The organism is Curtobacterium sp. C1 (genome assembly GCF_021049325.1).
GTDB lineage: Bacteria > Actinomycetota > Actinomycetes > Actinomycetales > Microbacteriaceae > Curtobacterium > Curtobacterium citreum.
This window is the reverse complement of record NZ_CP088076.1, coordinates 2,831,042-2,845,083: the sequence shown is the minus strand read 5'-3', so window position 1 is coordinate 2,845,083 and position 14,042 is coordinate 2,831,042. Positions and strand designations below refer to the sequence as shown.

Here is a 14,042-nt window from a genome sequence, read left to right as displayed (position 1 = left end):
ATTCAGAGGGCCTCGCGCCCCCGATGACTCGAGGAGGAGTCATGTCGACACCGACGTCGAAGGAAGAGCCCCAGACCGGGCTCGCCGGAACCGCCAACCCGCCGGTCACCGCGGCCGCCGGGGCGACGAGCACCGACCCCGCAGCCGCGTCCCGCGCGTTCTCGGTCGAGGGCATCACGCAGTCCGTCAGCACCATGCGCGTCGGCGCCGGGTACATGTGGGCGCTCAGCCTCGCGCAGTTCGGCCTCTTCGCCGCACTGCTCACCCCGGTCTTCGTGAGCATGTCGATCAAGGCGACGGTGCTCAACCCGACCAGCCCCGAGACGATCGTCGGCTCGGTCCTGCCGTTCGGTGCGCTCGGTGCCCTGCTCGCGAACCCGCTCGCCGGTGCGCTGTCCGACCGCACCAGGACCCGCTGGGGTCGTCGCCGGCCGTGGATGGTCATCGGCGTCGTCGTCTTCGTCGTCGCGCTCGCCTGGCTCGCCTTCTCGCCGAACGTGCTGCAGCTGACCTTCGCGTGGGTCCTGGCGCAGGTCGCCGCGAACGCGGTCCTCGCCACCCTGACCGCGAGCTTCGCGGACAACGTGCCCGAGTTCCAGCGCGGCAAGGCGTCGAGCGTCATCGCCCTCGCGCAGAACATCGCGATCCTCGCGGGCCTCTACCTCGCGGTGTACCTGACCGGGAACCTGCCGGTGCTCTTCATCGCGCCGGGCGTGCTCGCGATCGTGGTCATCCTCGTCTACGCGTTCGTCGCCCGTGACGAGCTGCCGACCCGCGCGATCAAGCCGTTCAGCTGGGTCAACCTCATCTCGTCGTTCTGGACGAACCCGATCAAGCACCCGGACTTCGGGCTCGCCTGGTGGGGCCGCTTCCTCATCACCTTCGGCACGTTCATGTTCACGACGTACCGCGTGCTGTACATGCAGGAGCACCTCGGCATCAAGAGCCTGGCGGAGGCCACCGCGACCGTCGCCTTCGGCGTGCTGCTCTACACGATCGCCCTCCTCGTCAGCGCCGCCGTATCGGGCTGGGTGTCGGACCGCGTCCGTCGCCGCAAGGTCTTCGTCTGGGGCTCCACGGCGCTGACCGCGGTCGGCCTGGTGATCCTCGCCCACGTCGACTCCGTCGGCGGGTTCTACTTCGCCGAGATCGTGCTCGGCTTCGCGTTCGGCATCTACGCCGCGATCGACACGGCGCTCGTCGTCGACGTGCTGCCGGACCCGGAGCGCCCGGGCAAGGACCTCGGCGTCATCAACATCGCCAACGCCCTGCCCCAGTCGCTCGCACCCGCGGTCGGCCTGTTCCTGCTCGGCATCGGCGGTGGGCAGAACTACACGCTCATGCTCTGGGGTGCCGGTGTCGCCGTGCTCCTCGGCGCCCTCGTCATCCTCCCGATCAAGAAGGTCCGGTGACACCCGTGATCCCCACCGTCTCCCTGCAGCTCTACACGGTGAACGCCGCCCTGGAGCCCGACCTCGACGCCGGCGTCGCCCGGCTCGCCGCGATCGGCTTCGACACCGTCGAGGCGTTCGCCTTCGTCGACCGGGCCCCGCAGCTCAAGCAGGCGTTCGACGCGCACGGCATCAGCGCGAAGACCGGCCACGCCTTCCTCGTCGAGGAGTCCGTCCCGCTGCCGGACGGTTCCGTGATGACCGCCCCGTCGCACATGGAAACGTTCGCCGCGGCGGCGGTGCTCGGCATCGAGATCGTCATCGACCCCTTCGTCGGTCCGGACGCCTGGACGACCCGCGAGGGCGTCGAGCGCGTCGCCGCCCGGCTGAACGCCGCCGCCGAGGAGGCAGCGGCGCAGGGCATGCGCGTCGGCTACCACAACCACGACCACGAGCTCCGTCCGCGCATCGACGGCAAGCCCGCGCTCCAGGTGCTCGCCGAGCTGCTCGACCCGCGCGTCGTGCTCGAGCTCGACCTGTACTGGGCGTCCGCCGCCGGCATCGACGTCCCCGCCTTCGTCGCCGAGCTCGGGGACCGCGTCGTCGCCGTGCACGTGAAGGACGGCCCGATGCGCGAGGGCATCTCGACCGCGTCGGTCCCGACCGACCAGACCCCGGCCGGCCAGGGCGACGTCCGGCTCGCCGAGGCCCTGGCCGCTGCGACCGCGCTCGAGTACGCCGTCATCGAGTTCGACGGCTTCGACGGGGAGATCTTCGACGGTGTCGCGCAGTCCCACCGGTGGCTGACGGAGACGCTCAGCGCGGCGGACACCCCGAGCAAGGACGAGGTGCACGCATGACCCGCACCGGCCGCGTCGGCGTCGGCTTCATCGGCGCCGGCATGATCAGCGAGCAGTACCTGACGAACCTCACGACGTTCCCCGACGTCGAGGTCGTCCGGATCGGCGACATCGACACGGCCCGCGCCGCCGAGTCCGCCGCGAAGTGGGGCGTCCCCGCGTCGGGCACCGGCGAGGACGTCCTCGCCGACCCGGACGTCGAGATCGTCGTGAACCTCACGCTGCCGGCCACCCACGTCGAGGTCTCGACCGCGGCCCTGCGCGCGGGCAAGCACGTGTGGAGCGAGAAGCCGATCGGTGTCGACCGCGAGAGCGCCGCCGGCCTGGTCGCCCTCGCCGACGAGCTCGGCCTCCGCCTCGGCATCGCCCCCGACACCGTCCTCGGCACCGGTTGGCAGACTGCCAAGCGTGCGATCGAGGCGGGCGTGATCGGCACCCCGCTCACCGCCGTCACGAGCATGCAGTGGCAGGGTCCGGACGTCTTCCACCCGAACGCGTCGTTCCTGTACGCGAAGGGCGCCGGTCCGCTCTTCGACATCGGCCCGTACTACTTCACCGCGCTCGTGCACCTGCTCGGCCCCGTCGAATCGGTCGTCGCGACCGGGTCGCGGTCGCGGGAGACCCGGCAGCTGGTCGTCGGGCCGAACGCCGGGCAGGAGTTCCCGGTCGAGGTCCCGACGCACGTGTCGGTCCTGACGTCGTTCGAGCAGGGCGGGAACGCGCAGTCGCTGCTGTCGTTCGACACGCCGCTGTTCCGGCACGGAGTGTTCGAGGTGAACGGGACCGAGGGCACGATCGTCCTGCCGGACCCGAACACGTTCGGTGGCGGTCACCCGATCCGCATCGCCCGCCCGCTCGGGAAGGACGTCTCGTTCCCGTTCGAGCAGGACTGGGAGACGCTCTCGGACGAGGAGCCGACGGTCGGTCGCGGCCTCGGTGTGCTCGACATGGCCCGTGCGATCCGCGGTGGCGGCTCGCACGTCGCCACCGGCGAGGTCGGGTACCACGTCCTCGACACGATGGTCGCCGTCGAGGAGTCGATCGCGCGCCGCGCGTTCGTCCCGGTCGCGTCGACGGTCGCGCCGATCGCGTCGCTGCCCGAGGACTTCGACCCGCTCGCCGCGACCCTGGAAGGCGCGCCCGCCGCGGTGTAGGTGAGCGGTGACGGACGGGAGGCACGGTGTCGGCCGGCACCGTGCCTCCCGTCCGTCAGGTGGTCCGCTGCGGACGGAGGACGGTCTCGTAGACCGCCACCAGGTCGTCGACCCGCTGCTCGACGCGGCCACGCGCCGCGACGAGCGCGGCACTCGCCCGCTCGAGCCGCTCCGGCTCGTCGTGCAGCGTGCGGACCACCGCGGCGATGCCCGCAGCGTCCGGGGTGGGGGTGGTCCACCCGCCGCCCGCGGGGACGACCTCGGCCAGGTCGGGGTCGCAGTGCACGACCGGCAGCCCGGTCGCGACCGCCTCGAGCATCACCATCGGCTGGTTGTCGAAGTCCAGGGAGCTCGAGACGAGCACGTGCGCGTCGCGCATGGCCGCGAGCACCCGGTCGTGCGGGGTCGAGCCGTGCAGCGTCACCGGGGTCTCGGACGCCGCACGGGCGACCGCGGTGCGCGCGACCCCGTCGCCGAGCACGTCGACGACCGTGCCCGCGGGGAAGGAGCGGGCGGCCGCGACGAGGACCTCCGGTCGCTTCTCCGGCGACAGCCGACCGACCCACAGCACCCGCAGCGGCTCGCCGGGTGCGCGCGTGCGGACCCGGGCCGGCCCGATCGCGTCGAGGACCGTCGGCTCGATGCCGTTCGACAGCACCGACACGGACGTGCGAACGCCGCGGTCCACGAGCTTGTCCGCGAAGTGCTGCGACGGGACGACCACGTGCGCGCTCGCCCGGGACTGCGCGAGCATGACCCGCCACATCCGCCGGGCCGTGCGCGTCCGGGTGAACGGCCGGTCCGGGGCGACGCGGATCCCACGGTGGTCGACCTGGGTGCGGTGCAGGAACGCGAGCAGCGCGGTGGTCACGGCCGGGACGGGCAGCACGTTCCGCGTGTAGACGTCGATGCGGCCGTGCATCGTGTGCACCACCGGCAGGTCCAGGTCCTGCGCGGCGCGGATGCCGGCGAGGGCCGCGAACATCTCGGAGTGGGTGTGCACGACCTCGGTGCGCCGGGCGGTGAGCTCGCGGCGCAGCACGGCACGGACCCGGCGGGGCGGCCAGGCGAACGGGTAGCCGTCCGGCCGGAACACCCGGGAGACGGGCAGACCGACGACCTCGTGGGCGCCCTCGTGCCGCGGGACCGCGGGGTCGTCCGGGCAGTAGACGGTGACCTCGTGCCCGGCGGTGGTGAGCGCCTCGGCGAGGGAGCGCACCGCCGTCTGGACGCCACCGAGCGTCGGCAGGTAGTAGTCGGTGACGAGGGCGATCCGCACGTGCCGAGCCTAGGGGCCGGGCGGCAGGGCAGCCGGGTGCCCCTAGGATCGGTCGGCATGAGGCCAGGGTCGTCGGAACGTGTCCTGGTCACCGGTGCGAGCGGGTTCGTCGGCGGGCACGTCGTCCGGACGCTCCGCGAGCACGGCTACCGGGTCACCGCCGCCGGCCGACGGGCCGCCGCACTCCCCGAGGGCGACGTGTTCGTCGGGGACCTCGACGACCTCGGTCGTGCCGAGGTGCCGGCGGACGTCGTCGTGCACTGCGCTGCCCTGTCGTCGCCGTGGGGGCGGTGGGCGGAGTTCGAGCACGCCAACGTCACCGGCACCGCGCAGGTCCTGCGGTACGCCCGCCGGGTCGGGGCGCGGAGGATCGTGCACGTCTCGTCGCCCGGGATCTACGCAGCACCCCGCGACCGGCTCGCCATCCGCGAGGACCAGGTCGACCCGAGCCGCCCGATGAACCACTACATCCGCTCGAAGCTGCACGCCGAGGCGCTCCTGCGCGCCGCGGTCGGCGACCCCGACGGGCCGGAGGTCGTGGTGCTGCGGCCCCGCGGGGTGATCGGCGCCGGCGACACCGGGCTCGTCCCACGGCTGCTCCGGGTGCACGAGCGCGTCGGGGTGCCCCTGTTGCGCGGCGGTCGCGGGCTCGTCGACCTGACCGCCGTCGAGAACGTCGCGCACGCCGTCCGGCTCGCGGTCGAGGTGCCCGGGGCGGCGGGCCTGGCGTTCAACGTCACGAACGGCGATCCCCGGCCCTTCGTCGACCTGCTCGACCAGCTGCTCGCCGGACTCGGGCTCGACCCACGCCACCGGTCCCTGCCTGCCCGTCCCGTGGCCGCGCTCGCCGGGGCGCTCGAGGCGGTCTGCGCCGTGCTGCCCGGCCACCCCGAGCCGCCGGTCACGCGGTACACGGTGTCCACGATCACGCACTCGCAGACGCTCGACATCACCCGGGCCCGCAGGGTCCTCGGGTACGCGCCGCAGGTGTCCCTCGACGACGCCCTCGCGTGCTACGCCGGTGCCCGTGGCTGAGGCGACGCTCCACGCGTTCGCGTGCGGGTCCACGACGCACGACATCGGGCAGCTGCTCCGCGGGGCCCCGCGGCAGCGTCGGGTGTTCCCGGCGACCGTGTTCCTGTTCCGCACGGGGGACCGGCAGGTGCTGTTCGACACCGGGTACGCACCGCTGCCGTGGCGGACCGGGATCGCCGGACGCCTGTACCGACGCCTCCTGCCGCCCGTGGTACCGGCGGGGGCGACCCTCGCCGACGTCGTCGACACCGCTGCCGTGACGGACGTCGTGCTCTCGCACCCGCACCCGGACCACGTCGGCGGCCTCGCGGCGGTGCCGCACGCGCGGGTGCTCGTCAGCGAGGGGACCCGCAGCCTGCTCGCACGGCCGAGGGTCCGGGACGGGGTCCTGCGCGGCCTGCTGCCCGACGACCTGGCGGACCGCCTCGTGGTCGTCCCGGACGCCGCGTTCCACCCGGGGCCCGCCGCGCTGGCCGGACTCGGGCTCGCCGACCCGTTCGGCGACGGGCACTTCCGGCTCGTGCGGCTCCCCGGGCACACCGACGGACAGCTCGGCGCCCTCGTCGACGGCCGGGTGCTGCTCGCCGCCGACGCCGCGTGGTCCCGGGACCTGCTCGGACACGAGGACCGCATCCGTGCCCTGCCCCGCGCCGTCGCCCACGACGCCGGAGCCCAGCGCGACACCGCGCAGCGGCTCCTGGCGCTCGAGCGCGCGGGTGTCAGACTGCTCTTCAGCCACGACGAGCATCCGACCGGGGTGGACCTGCTCGCCGAGGACGACCGAGGGGGATCATGAAGCACTGCGCCATCGCCGGCTGGGGGACCGTCCTGCCGGAGCGGACCGTGACGTTCGGCAGCGGGGACCGCACGGTCACCCGGCACCGGATCGCGGACGACGTCTCGCACCTCGACATGCTCGTCGGGGCCGCCGAGCGGGCGATCACCCACGCCGGGATCGCCGCCGACGACCTCGACCTGGTCGTCGCCGCGTGCGCCGCCGGGGTCCAGCCGATCCCGTGCACCGCGGCACTCGTGCAGGAGCGCGTCGCACCGGGGGCCCGGGCGGCCGCGTTCGACGTGAACTCGACGTGCACGAGCTTCGTCACGGCGCTCGACGTCGCCTCGCGCTACCTGGAGGACGGCGACCACGAGCGTGTGCTCGTGGTCTCGGGCGACGTCGGCTCGCGGTTCCTCGACCCGGCGCAGCGCGAGTCCGCCGAGCTGTTCTCGGACGCCGCGGCCGCCGTCGTCCTCACCCGCGGCGACGGCACGCAGGGGGTCCTGTCGGCGCTGCAGCAGACCTGGCCCGAGCACGCCCACGACACCGAGCTCCGGGGTGGGCTGTCGCGGTTCCCGGCGCAGGCCTTCGCGGACGGTGACCCGGCGGACTACCTGTTCGACATGCACGGGCGGCGGGCGCTCATGGGGATGCTCCGCGTCCTGCCGGGGTTCTTCGAGCGGTTCTTCGCGCGCAGCGGCCTGACGCTCGACGACGTCGACCTCGTGGTGCCGCACCAGGCGAGCGGCGCACTCGGCATCGCGATGCGCCGGATCGGCATCCCGGATGGGAAGTACGTCGACGCGGTGGCCGAGTACGGGAACATGGTGTCGTCATCGGTGCCGTACACGCTCGCCCGGTGCCTGGACGACGGACGGCTGCGGCGCGGGGACACCGTGCTGCTGTGCGGGACCGCCGCGGGCCTGACCGCGAACGCCCTGGCCCTGCGGCTCTGACCGCCGCTGCGGCAGCGCGCCGCCGACCGTCGACGCCGACACCGGCCACGATCGCGTCCGCGACGTCGCGCCCGGACGCGACGACGCCCCCGTCGCGTCCACGACGAAGGCGTCCCGGTGGCCCCTGATCCCCGGCCACCGCTCGCGCGGGGGCGTCCTGCACCGGACGGCCCCCGCGGGGTCAGCGGGTCAGCGGGTGGCGCGACCGGCGCGCGGCAGGAGCACACCGAGCACGATCATCGCGACGGCGAGGACCGCGTGCAGGGCGTTGTCCGCGACGTTCAGCGGCACGAAGTTCGCGCCACCGGCCATGCCGGCGGTGAACAGGCCGTAGACGAAGAGGACGGCGTAGACGATGCCGCCGATGAGCAGGTAGGAGCGAGCCCCGCCGGCGGTGCGCGCGGCGAGCAGGCCGACGACGCCGAAGAGCAGGTGCACGATGTTGTGGAGCACCGAGACCTGGAACAGGCCGAGGAGCATCGCCATCGAGCCGTGGCCGGCCACCGACATCGTGCCCATGTCCATGGTGAGGCCGGGGATGAAGCCGGCGATGCCGACGATCAGGAACACGACCCCGAACAGCAGGGCGCCCTTCTGCGTCAGCGTCGAGCCGTAGCCGGTGTTCCGCGTTGCTGCATTGCTGGTCATGATGAGTCCTTCCGGAGGTGTTCGTCGGTGCCCGGTCCCTTCCGTTCGGGGAAGGCGCACCGTCGTACAGGGGTTTCGGAGTCCCTGTGTAGACGGTTTGGGTCGACTTGCCAGCGATTGTCCATCCTGCGCTGCACATCGCGACCGATCGCCCCCGAGCTGGGGGAGGCGGGACGGGTCATCCCAGGGGATGATGCCCGGTCTCCCCCCTGCGGGGGACGCGTTGGCCACCGGCGCGGCAATAGCGTGACGACGTGATCGAGATCGAGCATCTTTCCAAGCGGTACGGCGCCAAGCTCGCCGTCGACGACATCTCGTTCGTCGTGCGGCCCGGCAGCGTGACGGGCTTCCTCGGCCCGAACGGCGCCGGCAAGTCCACGACGATGCGGATGATCATGGGCCTCGACCAGCCCACGGCGGGACGCGCAACGGTGAACGGTCGCCCGTACACCTCGTTCCGTGACCCGCTCCGGCAGGTCGGGGCCCTGCTCGAGGCGAAGGCCGTGCACTCCGGTCGCAGCGCGTACAACCACCTGCTGTCCCTGGCTGCGACGCACGGCATCCCGAAGTCCCGGGTGCACGAGGTCATCGAGCTCACCGGTCTCGAGTCCGTCGCGAAGAAGCGCGTCGGCGGGTTCTCGCTCGGCATGGGGCAGCGCCTCGGCATCGCGGCGGCACTCATCGGCGACCCGAAGACCCTCATCCTGGACGAGCCGGTCAACGGCCTCGACCCGGACGGCGTGGTGTGGGTCCGCCAGCTCGCCCGGCGCCTCGCCGCCGACGGTCGCACGGTCTTCCTGTCGAGCCACCTCATGAGCGAGATGGCGCAGACCGCCGACCGCGTGGTCGTGCTCGGCCGCGGCCGCGTGCTCGCCGACGCCCCGATCGCCGAGTTCGTCGCCGGGGGATCCGCCGGCGGCGCCGCACGGACGCTCGTGCGCACCCCGCAGCCCGACCAGCTCTTCCGCGCGCTCGGCTCCGCCGCGTCCGGGATCACGCAGCGTGAGGACGGCGCCTTCGAGGTCGTCGGCCCGGACGCGCAGCACATCGGCACCGTCGCGGCGCAGACCGGTTCGGTGCTCCACGAACTCACCCCGATGGGTGCGAGCCTCGAGGAGGCGTACATGGCCCTCACGAGGGACGACGTCGAGTACCGGGCGGAGGCCACCCGATGAGCGCCGCGACGACGACGGCGCCGGGCAAGGTCGGCCTCGGCTTCCCGCGCCTGGTCCGCAGCGAGTGGATCAAGTTCCGCAGCATCCGGTCGACGATCTGGTGCTTCGCGATCCTCGTCGCCCTGACGATCGGTCTCGCCGCGCTCCTCGGGGCGCTCGTCGAGAAGCCCGAGGGCGCCGGGACGGTCCCGCAGGCCGCGGCGAACGCGCAGATCGTCATGATCAACACCGTCGGGGTCGGGTTCTCCGCCCTCGTGGTCGCGGTGCTCGGTGTGCTCATCATCACCGGCGAGTACACGACCGGGCAGATCCGCTCGACGTTCACGGCCGACCCGGGGCGACTCGGCGCGGTCTTCGCGAAGGTCGCGGTGCTCGCCGTTGCCACGTTCCTGGTGAGCGCCGTCGCGACGTGGATCGGCGTCGCGATCTCGGTCCCGCTCCAGGCGGCGAAGGGCGTGCAGGCCGACCTGGCGGATCCGGCGGTGTTCCTGCCGATCCTCGGGTCCTCGGTCTACGTGACGCTCCTGGCCGTCCTCGCGTTCGGCATCGGGCTGATCGTCCGGTCGAGCGCCGGCGGCATCGCGATCACGCTCGGGCTCATGCTCGTCGTGCCGATCATCCTGCAGCTCGTCGGCGGACTGCTCGGCGTGCAGTGGGTGCTCGACTCCATGCAGTTCCTGCCCGAGCAGGCCGGTCGACAGCTGTACGCCTACGAGTCGTCCGGCGCGACGACCGCGGCGCCCGGCACGACGACCGAGGGCCTCGTCCTGAACGGCTGGGGCGGCTTCGGGATCCTCGCGGCGTGGGTCGTCGCCGTCGGTGCCGTCGCGGTGTCGGTCACCAAGTCACGCGACGTCTGAGACGCGACCACGAGACGGACTGGAGGCGCGGTGCCCGCTGGCACCGCGCCTCCCGTCCGTACCGTGGTCGCGTCGGACGCGACCACTCCCGCGGTCAGGACCGACGCGGGAACAGCGCCTGCAGGACGCGCGCCAGCAGGCCCGGCCGCACCTGCGGCGCGACGACCTGCACGGCACGCGTCGGCGTGCGGAACGCCAGGTCGTGCAGCATGTTGCGCTTCGACCCGTCCCAGTTCGCGAACAGGTACGAGCCGCCGATGAACGACATGCTCCGGACCGGGGTGCGCTTCCAGGAGTCGGCGCGCACGTAGTACCCGGCGTGGCCGGCGTGGATGTGGTCGATGACGGTGTCGACGTCGATGACACCGGTCGTGGTGACGACGGCGGTGATGCCCGTCTTGTCGCGGGCGACGTACTCGATGAGGTGTTCGGTCACGGCGTGCTCTTCGGTCTGCTCGACTCGCGGGACCCGTTCGCACGACCCCTGGGTGTCGGGGCACGGCGTCTGCGGGAACGGCGAGCGAGGGCGCTGCTGGATGACTGGAACCGCCGTTGCTTCCGGTATCGATGGTACGCCCCTGCACCGATGCACAGCCGGTCGAGCCGCACAACGCGGGGTACAGCGGTCCGGGTCTCGGCCTGGGCGACGAGTCTCGGGTCCCCGCGGCCGAGTCGCGTCGGCCACCGCGAGACTCGGCCCCACCGCGCCGCACCGCGGCGCGCCCCCGGGTGGTGGGATGCTGGTCCGCATGCCCCTGTCCCGCTCGGCGGTCGCCGCCGCCCTGCCCGGTCTCGCCCTCGCCCTGGTGATCGGCATCGTCGCCACCCTGGTCGGCCGGCTCGTCCCGGTCGTCGGTGGTCCGGTCCCCGCGGTCGTCCTCGGTGCGCTGGTCGGTGCCGTCCTGCGACGACGACGCGGTGCGGGTGACCTCGGCCCCGTGCAGCCCGGCGTGAAGTTCGCCTCGAGCCGGGTCCTGCAGGCCGCCGTCGTCCTGCTCGGCGCGCAGCTCTCGATCGGCGAGGTCGTCCGCATCGGCGGCGAGACCCTCCCCGTGATGGTCACCACCCTGGTCGTCTGCCTGGCGGCCGCGTGGGGCCTCGGTCGGTTGCTCCGGGTCTCGAGCGCGCTCCGCACGCTCATCGGCGTCGGGACCGGCATCTGCGGGGCCTCGGCGATCGCCGCCGTCACGCCCGTCATCGGTGCCGCCAGCGCCGAGGTCGCCTACGCCGTCTCGACGATCTTCCTCTGCAACATCGCGGCCGTCTTCGTCTTCCCCGTCGTCGGGCACGCCCTCGGACTCTCGCAGCACGCGTTCGGGGTCTTCGCCGGGACCGCGGTGAACGACACGTCGTCGGTCGTCGCGACGGCGACCATCTACGGTCGCCAGGCGACCGACACGGCGGTCGTCGTGAAGCTGGTCCGGACGCTCATGATCATCCCGATCGTGGTCGGGCTGGCCGGTCTGGAGGCACGCCGCACCGCCCGCACCGACCTCGCCCCCGCCTCGGGGCCGGGCCGGGCCGGGGGCGTCCGCGTGCTGCGGCTGGTGCCGTGGTTCCTGGTCGGGTTCCTCGTGGTCGTGCTCCTGCGCACCGTCGGGGTGCTCCCGGCCGCGGCCGCCCCGGGGTTCAGCACCGTCGCGACGTTCCTCATCACGGTGGCGCTCGGCGCGATCGGGGTCTCGACGGACTTCGGCGCACTCCGTCGCGCCGGGTTCCGGCCGATGCTGCTCGGGATCGCGCTGTGGGTGCTCGTCGCCGGCACGAGCCTCGCGACCCAGGCCGCCCTCGGTCAGCTCTGAGCTGGCGCAGGCGCGTCCGCGCCGCCATCGGTGGAGCAGGAAACGTCGAGTGGCGCGAGGCAACCCGACGTCGTCTGCTCCATGGACGCGCCCCGCGCGGGGCTCCGCCTCGCCCCTGAGCGGGGCGCGCCCGTCCGACCGGCGGCGTCAGCCGCGCAGCGCCTCCGTGAGCTTCACGCGACCGCCCGTGCGGAGCAGCGCGTTCTCGTAGACGCGGGCTCCCACGAGGACGACCACCACCACCGAGACGGCGACCACGAGCAGCGACAGGACCGGCTCCCACCACTCGGCCGTCCCGAGGAAGATCCGCATGGGCATGCCGATCGGTGCACTGAACGGCACGTAGGACATGATCCCGACGACGGTGGGGTCGTCCGCGGCCACCACGATCAGGATGTACGGGATCATCACGAGCATCATCACCGGCATGGTGACGCTGCCCACGTCCTCCTGCCGGGAGACCAGCACGGCCGAGGCGGCGAACATCGCGGCGATGAGCACGAAGCCGACCGCGAAGAAGGCGACGAACCACAGCACGCTCGGTCCGAGCATCGAGAACATGTTGTCCTGGCCGGTGACCGCGAGGGCGACGGCCGCGGCGATCGCCACCGCGACGATCTGCGCGAGGGCCATCACGCTGTTGCCGAGCACCTTGCCGGCCAGCAGGGCCCGCGCCGGGATCGCCGCCATCAGGATCTCGACCACGCGGGTCGACTTCTCCTCGACCACGCTCTGCGCGATCGACGAGCCGAACGTCACCGCCGAGGCGAAGAACACCACGCCGAACATGATCCCGATGAGCGAGACGAGCCCGGCGGGCAGTGCGGCCGGGTCGAGCAGCTCCACCCGTGGCGTCTCGCTCAGCGCGGTCACGACACCGGTCGGGGCGTCGTCGAGGGCGACCACCGAGTAGCCGAGCGCGTCGTCCGCGGGCACGATCGCCGCGTCGACGTCGCCGCTGCGAACCAGCCGCTCGGCCTGGGCGACGGAGCTGGTCGGCGTGACGTCGAGGCCCGCCGTGGACTGCAGCGAGACACCGTCGACCACGGCCACCGGGGTGGTGTCGTCGGCGGTGGCCTTGCCGACGACGCCGCCGATCACGATCGAGGCGACGACCGCCACGAGCAGGATCGCGGCGGAGACGATGAACGCCTTGCTGCGGATGCGTGCCTGGATCTCGCGGACGGTGACGAGCTGCACCGCGCCGAGGAAGGAGCCGTTCACCGGACCACCTCGCGGAAGACCTCGCTGAGGCGGGGGACCCGCGGCGCGAACGACCCGACGGTGCCGTGCTGCACGGCCCGCTGGAGCACGGCCTGCGCGGTGGCGTCGTCGGCCTCGAACACGGCGTAGCCGCCGTCGAACTCGCGGACCGTGACGCCGGGCTCGATGCGGAGCCACGCCAGGTCCCCGTCGACCAGGAGCTCCCATGCCGCGGGGCCGGCCGCACGGCGCAGGTCCTCCTGCGGTCCTGCTGCGCGGATGGTGCCGTCGGCGATCACGACGACGTCGTCGCACAGGCGCTCGACGACGTCGAGCTGGTGGCTCGAGAACAGCACCGGCACGCCGCGGGCAGCGGTCTCGCGGAGCACCCCGAGGACGGTGTCGACGGCCATCGGGTCGAGGCCGGAGAACGGCTCGTCGAGCACGAGGACCTCCGGGTCGTGCGCGAGCGCCGCGGCGACCTGGACCCGCTGCTGGTTGCCGAGCGAGAGCTTCTCGACGGCGTCGTCGGCGTGCTGGGTCAGGTCGAGCCGCTCGAGCAGCGCGGCCGTGCGCTCCGCCGCGGTGCGCTTGTCGACCCCGTGCAGCCGCGCCAGGTACGTGACCTGCTCGGCCACCGGCATCTTCGGGTAGAGCCCACGTTCCTCGGGCATGTACCCGAAGCGGCGCCGGTCGGCCGGACCGACGGTCGTGCCGTCGATCGACACCGTGCCGGCGTCCGCCTGGAGCACGCCGAGCAGGATCCGCATGGTCGTCGTCTTGCCGGCGCCGTTGCCGCCGACGAACCCCGTCAGTCGGCCGCTGCCGACCGTGAACCCCACGTCGTGGAGCACCCGGCGGTCGCCGAAGTGCTTCGTGACGCCTGCGATGGTGAGCATCG

Annotated in this window: 14 protein-coding genes; 9 read left to right on the top strand and 5 right to left on the bottom strand. The window is 72.9% G+C overall.

Translation table 11 applies throughout. The features are described from left to right. Window positions 1-41: 41 nt before the first annotated feature. Genes LQK89_RS13600 through LQK89_RS13590 form a run of 3 tightly spaced genes read left to right on the top strand, consistent with a single transcriptional unit; the run spans window position 42 to window position 3,405 of the window. Window positions 42-1,412: an MFS transporter gene (locus tag LQK89_RS13600; protein WP_231049421.1), complete on the top strand. Its 1,371-nt coding sequence runs from the start codon at window positions 42-44 to the stop codon at window positions 1,410-1,412. Between the two features lie 5 nt (window positions 1,413-1,417). Next, window positions 1,418-2,251 carry a sugar phosphate isomerase/epimerase family protein gene (locus tag LQK89_RS13595; RefSeq protein ID WP_231049420.1) on the top strand — a complete coding sequence of 278 codons (834 nt, stop codon included), beginning with the start codon at window positions 1,418-1,420 and terminating at the stop codon, window positions 2,249-2,251. Further along, window positions 2,248-3,405, top strand: coding sequence for a Gfo/Idh/MocA family protein (locus tag LQK89_RS13590; protein ID WP_231049419.1), 1,158 nt, complete (start codon window positions 2,248-2,250; stop codon window positions 3,403-3,405). Before LQK89_RS13595 ends, LQK89_RS13590 begins: the two co-directional genes overlap by 4 nt. Before the next feature lie 55 nt (window positions 3,406-3,460). Here LQK89_RS13590 and LQK89_RS13585 read toward each other — a convergent pair whose 3' ends face one another. After that, window positions 3,461-4,684: a glycosyltransferase gene (locus LQK89_RS13585; RefSeq protein WP_231049418.1), complete on the bottom strand. Its 1,224-nt coding sequence runs from the start codon at window positions 4,682-4,684 to the stop codon at window positions 3,461-3,463. Window positions 4,685-4,741: 57 nt separating this feature from the next. On the opposite strand from LQK89_RS13585, the gene LQK89_RS13580 reads away from it, so the two are divergent. Genes LQK89_RS13580 through LQK89_RS13570 form a run of 3 tightly spaced genes read left to right on the top strand, consistent with a single transcriptional unit; the run spans window position 4,742 to window position 7,453 of the window. Further along, window positions 4,742-5,719 (top strand): NAD-dependent epimerase/dehydratase family protein, encoded by a 978-nt coding sequence (locus tag LQK89_RS13580; RefSeq protein ID WP_231049417.1) that lies wholly within the window; start codon window positions 4,742-4,744, stop codon window positions 5,717-5,719. Then, entirely contained in the window at window positions 5,712-6,515 is an 804-nt protein-coding gene (locus LQK89_RS13575; protein WP_231049416.1) for an MBL fold metallo-hydrolase, read from the top strand. Before LQK89_RS13580 ends, LQK89_RS13575 begins: the two co-directional genes overlap by 8 nt. After that, the gene (locus LQK89_RS13570) at window positions 6,512-7,453 is read left to right on the top strand and encodes a 3-oxoacyl-[acyl-carrier-protein] synthase III C-terminal domain-containing protein (RefSeq protein WP_231049415.1); all 942 of its coding nucleotides are present in this window, start codon (window positions 6,512-6,514) and stop codon (window positions 7,451-7,453) included. The genes LQK89_RS13575 and LQK89_RS13570 overlap by 4 nt, the downstream gene beginning before the upstream one ends. Before the next feature lie 189 nt (window positions 7,454-7,642). Here LQK89_RS13570 and LQK89_RS13565 read toward each other — a convergent pair whose 3' ends face one another. After that, window positions 7,643-8,101: a DUF4383 domain-containing protein gene (locus tag LQK89_RS13565; protein WP_058740836.1), complete on the bottom strand. Its 459-nt coding sequence runs from the start codon at window positions 8,099-8,101 to the stop codon at window positions 7,643-7,645. 254 nt (window positions 8,102-8,355) lie between these two features. Between LQK89_RS13565 and LQK89_RS13560 the strand changes: the two genes are divergently transcribed. Beyond that, window positions 8,356-9,276 (top strand): ABC transporter ATP-binding protein, encoded by a 921-nt coding sequence (locus tag LQK89_RS13560; protein WP_175325593.1) that lies wholly within the window; start codon window positions 8,356-8,358, stop codon window positions 9,274-9,276. After that, window positions 9,273-10,136 (top strand): ABC transporter permease, encoded by an 864-nt coding sequence (locus LQK89_RS13555; protein WP_231049414.1) that lies wholly within the window; start codon window positions 9,273-9,275, stop codon window positions 10,134-10,136. The genes LQK89_RS13560 and LQK89_RS13555 overlap by 4 nt, the downstream gene beginning before the upstream one ends. A 94-nt stretch (window positions 10,137-10,230) precedes the next feature. Here LQK89_RS13555 and LQK89_RS13550 read toward each other — a convergent pair whose 3' ends face one another. Further along, window positions 10,231-10,572: a hypothetical protein gene (locus LQK89_RS13550; protein ID WP_175325591.1), complete on the bottom strand. Its 342-nt coding sequence runs from the start codon at window positions 10,570-10,572 to the stop codon at window positions 10,231-10,233. A gap of 313 nt (window positions 10,573-10,885) precedes the next feature. Between LQK89_RS13550 and LQK89_RS13545 the strand changes: the two genes are divergently transcribed. Next, complete coding sequence (locus LQK89_RS13545) at window positions 10,886-11,938, top strand: YeiH family protein (protein WP_231049413.1); 1,053 nt, start codon at window positions 10,886-10,888, stop codon at window positions 11,936-11,938. A gap of 147 nt (window positions 11,939-12,085) precedes the next feature. Here the strand turns inward: LQK89_RS13545 and LQK89_RS13540 are convergent, their stop codons facing one another. Next, on the bottom strand, window positions 12,086-13,162 hold the full coding sequence (locus LQK89_RS13540; RefSeq protein ID WP_231049412.1) for an ABC transporter permease: 1,077 nt from the start codon (window positions 13,160-13,162) through the stop codon (window positions 12,086-12,088). Then, window positions 13,159-14,040, bottom strand: coding sequence for an ABC transporter ATP-binding protein (locus tag LQK89_RS13535; RefSeq protein WP_231049411.1), 882 nt, complete (start codon window positions 14,038-14,040; stop codon window positions 13,159-13,161). Before LQK89_RS13535 ends, LQK89_RS13540 begins: the two co-directional genes overlap by 4 nt. Window positions 14,041-14,042: the final 2 nt, after the last annotated feature.